The sequence below is a fragment of the Desulfobacter sp. genome (assembly GCF_050177295.1).
This window is the reverse complement of record NZ_JBFXHE010000428.1, coordinates 1-3763: the sequence shown is the minus strand read 5'-3', so window position 1 is coordinate 3763 and position 3763 is coordinate 1. Positions and strand designations below refer to the sequence as shown.

The following is a 3763-nucleotide window of genomic DNA, read 5'->3' as shown; positions in this document are numbered from 1 at the left end:
CCTGCGTCATATGGCTCCGGATAATACCTATTTCATTATCCGGGCCACCATTGAACACCAGTTGCCCGGAATTTTATCCGAAGTCAAGACATCGGATAACGGGGATGCCTTTTTAATCACTGCAGAGGGCGTACTTCAAACACCTTCACACCATTTCGGGAATGTGCTTGAAAAAACAAACATTGCCTTACCCCCGGCCATGGCCAAAACCCGTACCATGACCATTACCCTGGAAAATGGACAGGATATGATCGCAGCGTTCAGGCACATACCCAATACGCCCTTTACCCTGGTGGTGCTTAAATCCAAACAGGTAATCATGTCCCCCTGGCATGACAGCCAGGTGGCATTGATCAAATACCTGGGCATCAGCATATCTGTCATTCTTTTATGGATCTGGGCTGTAACCGGGTATTTTGTCCGGCGTTTAAAAATTCTAGACCGCAATCGCCACAAATATTTTCATATGGCTGAATATGAAAACAAGATGGCTTCCATTGGCCGGCTTGCCGCAGGCGTGGCCCATGAGATCAACAATCCTTTGGCCATTATTAATGAAAAGGCAGGACTCATAAAGGATATGGTCTATTTCAAGCAGGAGTTAAAAAATGATCCAAGACTTCTTGAAGTTGTGGATGTTATCCTTGCTTCGGTGAAGCGGTGCAGCAGAATTACACGCCAACTGCTCAGTTTCGGCCGCCAGACCCAGACCGTTCCTGTGCCCTTAACCCTTAAAACCGTTGTTGATGAAGTGCTGGTGTTCTTGGCAAAAGAGGCCCAGTTAAAAAATATCTTTATTGATATTGATGTTCCTGATACCCTGCCCCAGGTCATTGGCAACCGGGGTAAACTGCAGCAGATTTTTTTAAACATAATTAATAATGCATTTGCTGCCATGCCCCGGGACGGCAGGCTTTCCATCAAAGCAAAAAAAACGGACGAACCATTTGTCCGCCTTGATATCAGCGATAGTGGATGTGGTATTCCTCCTGAAAATCTTAAACATATTTTTGAACCGTTTTTTTCCACAAAAACCAATCAGGGCGGTACCGGTTTAGGGCTTTCCATTACCTATGGACTTGTCCGGGAACTGGGCGGGCGGATTGAAGCAAAAAGCAAGATTAATGAGGGCACCACATTTATAATATATTTGCCAACAACAACACAGAAAGAAGGGTGAACTATGCAGATACTTCTGGTCGACGATGAGAAGGAACTGGTTTCTACCCTGGCAGAACGCCTTGGGTACAGAGGCATTGATGCACACTGGGCTGTTATGCCCAATGATGCCATTGCCATGCTGTCTAAACAAAGCTATGACATTGCGGTACTGGATGTTCAGATGCCGGATATGAACGGCTTTGAACTCAAGGAGCGAATGGAGGTCATATCTCCTGCACTCAAATTTATTTTTATGACCGGCCACGGGTCTGAAGAATGCTACCATGAAGGGTGTTCCCAGACCGGAGAGGCTTTTTATCTTGTTAAACCTGTGGAAATTGACAGTCTGATTGAAAAGCTCAACCAGGTCATGCTCAATGGAGGAAAAAGTTGAAACACACGGTTCAGGAAATTACAGATCAATACGGCCCGGCCTATTTCGGCCGGATGGGGGCATCCATATCCCATGATATTAAAAACTGCCTGGCCATCATGAACGAAAATGTAGGACTGATGTCTGATCATCTTATGATAGCCCAAAAAAATGGGGCTCCACCCAATATCGAGCGTTTTTCAGGAATTGTCCAGCGCATTGAAAAACAAATCAGCCGGGCTGATGGTATCATAAAATACCTGAATACGTTGTCCCACAGTATGGACAAGCCCGAACAGCAGATTGACCTGGACGAAGCGGTCACCCTGGCCCTGGCCCTTGGTGCCAGAATCATTTCCAATAAAGGCATTAAAGAGAATCATACCCGGGCTGCCGACAAACTTTATGTCAACGGATCTTTTTTCTTTTTATTGTTTCTGATCTGGTCAATTTTAGAAAATGTAACGGAAAATCTTGCATCAGGTGCCGTTATCAATATATTCTCTATGAAAGATGAGAAAAGCCAGGTTTGTTTAAATTTTCAGTGCGAACAGCCTTTTGCACCGGATTTTGGCCGGCAGGTATGCTGTCAGGCCTTGAATTTATTCCAGGCAAAAATTGTATTAGATGATCAGCACACCAGGGTTGGCCTGGTATTTGGCAAATAAAAAAAATAATTTCAACAGATAACAGCTTCTTTAATATCAACTAAATTAAAAGGAGACCCCGGCAATGAGTGAAAAAGTTTTAATCATAGATGACGAACAGGAGTTCACACAAGCCCTGGCAGAAAGGATGACGAACCGGGGAATGACGGTGAGCACTTCGAGTTCCGCCATGGAAGGCCTGCAAAACGTTGAAGAACATTCCTTTGACGTGGTGGTTCTTGATCTTCAGATGCCGGAAATGGATGGTATCGAAACTTTAAAAATTCTGAAAAAGAAAAACCCAGAACTTCAGGTGATTCTTTTGACCGGGCATGCCACGGTTGAAAAAGGGATAGAGGCCATGAAGCTGGGTGCCATGGATCTGCTTGAAAAGCCGGCTGACATGACGACCCTGACAGAAAAAATTAAAAAAGCCCAGGCCAAAAAGATGATCCTGGTGGAAAAAAAAGCAGAGGAACGAATCAGGGATATCATGGAAACCCGGGGCTGGTAAGCCCTTAAGACTCAGGCGTTTGGCCGGTTTATTCAACGGATAAAAAAGGGGTAAAAGCGTAATCCATGGCTTTTATCCCCTTTTAATTTAAATTCAAAGGATGTAGCGGGGTTGTTATTCCGGCTGGTTTGTTTTATATAAGGCAGCAAAATTTAAAATGAAATTTATCATACAGCAAGCGGCGGCAGAAAAAGATGGAAATTCTAATATCTGAGTTATGCAAGTCTTTAGGGGTATCCCGTACAACCATAGAGCGCTGGATCCGCCAGGGAAAACTGCCTGTATCCCAAAAGGGAAGTACCTACGGCTTTCATGCCAGGGATTTGAAAAACTGGGCTGCGAAAAACCATATATCCCTTACCCTGGAACCCCGCCCTGACCAGGGATCTGAGACCGAAGATGAGGTCTCTTTGTCCACTGCCCTTGAAACCGGAGGTGTGTATCACAATATTGACACAGGACCGGATGTTCCGTCTGTAATTAATGCGTGCGTTGAAAGAATTAAGGCTGTACCGGATGATTTCAAACCAGATCTTGTCCAGCAGCTTGTCACAAGGGAAGAGGCGTTGTCCACAGGGGTTGGCGGCGGGATTGCCATTCCCCACCCAAGAACACCCCTTGGATATCTTGAACAGCCCATGGTTGCAGCCTGCTTCCTTAAAACCCCCGTGGATTATCATGCACTGGACAACCAGCCTGTATCTGCTCTGTTTTTCATCCTGTTCCCGGAATTAAAATTCCACCTTCACCTGCTTTCCTCTCTGTCTTTCTGTTTACGGAACAGGCGGTTCAGTGAATTTTTAAAAACCTGCCCGGAACAGTCCGAGTTGATCGAGGAAATTGATGCCCTGCACCTAGCCCAAAAGATGTAAGCGGGTATCGGGACCCATCATGCTCAAACTTAAGCAAATCTATAACATTTTTTATGCAAAGTTTTTTCTTTTCGATGACCGGCTTGTGCTGATGACTGCCGGTGCAGTTGTCGGTGTTTTTGCAGGACTTGCAGCCGTGGCATTAAGGCTTTCCCTGGCAGCGGTGCTTGAATTTTTTCAACCGTACCGCCAGTAT

Annotated in this window: 5 protein-coding genes; all 5 read left to right on the top strand. The window is 45.4% G+C overall.

What is annotated here, in order from left to right; genetic code table 11:
* The coding region (locus tag AB7U36_RS20415; protein ID WP_428161468.1) for an ATP-binding protein at positions 1-1180 on the top strand (1180 nt) is incomplete at its 5' end.
* Between the two features lie 3 nt (positions 1181-1183).
* Positions 1184-1555, top strand: coding sequence for a response regulator (locus AB7U36_RS20410; protein ID WP_428161467.1), 372 nt, complete (start codon positions 1184-1186; stop codon positions 1553-1555).
* Positions 1552-2202: a sensor histidine kinase gene (locus AB7U36_RS20405; protein ID WP_428161466.1), complete on the top strand. Its 651-nt coding sequence runs from the start codon at positions 1552-1554 to the stop codon at positions 2200-2202. Before AB7U36_RS20410 ends, AB7U36_RS20405 begins: the two co-directional genes overlap by 4 nt.
* Positions 2203-2266: 64 nt before the next feature.
* The gene (locus AB7U36_RS20400) at positions 2267-2695 is read left to right on the top strand and encodes a response regulator (RefSeq protein WP_428161465.1); all 429 of its coding nucleotides are present in this window, start codon (positions 2267-2269) and stop codon (positions 2693-2695) included.
* 194 nt (positions 2696-2889) lie between these two features.
* Positions 2890-3567, top strand: coding sequence for a PTS sugar transporter subunit IIA (locus tag AB7U36_RS20395; RefSeq protein WP_428161464.1), 678 nt, complete (start codon positions 2890-2892; stop codon positions 3565-3567).
* The last annotated feature ends 196 nt before the right edge of the window (positions 3568-3763 follow it).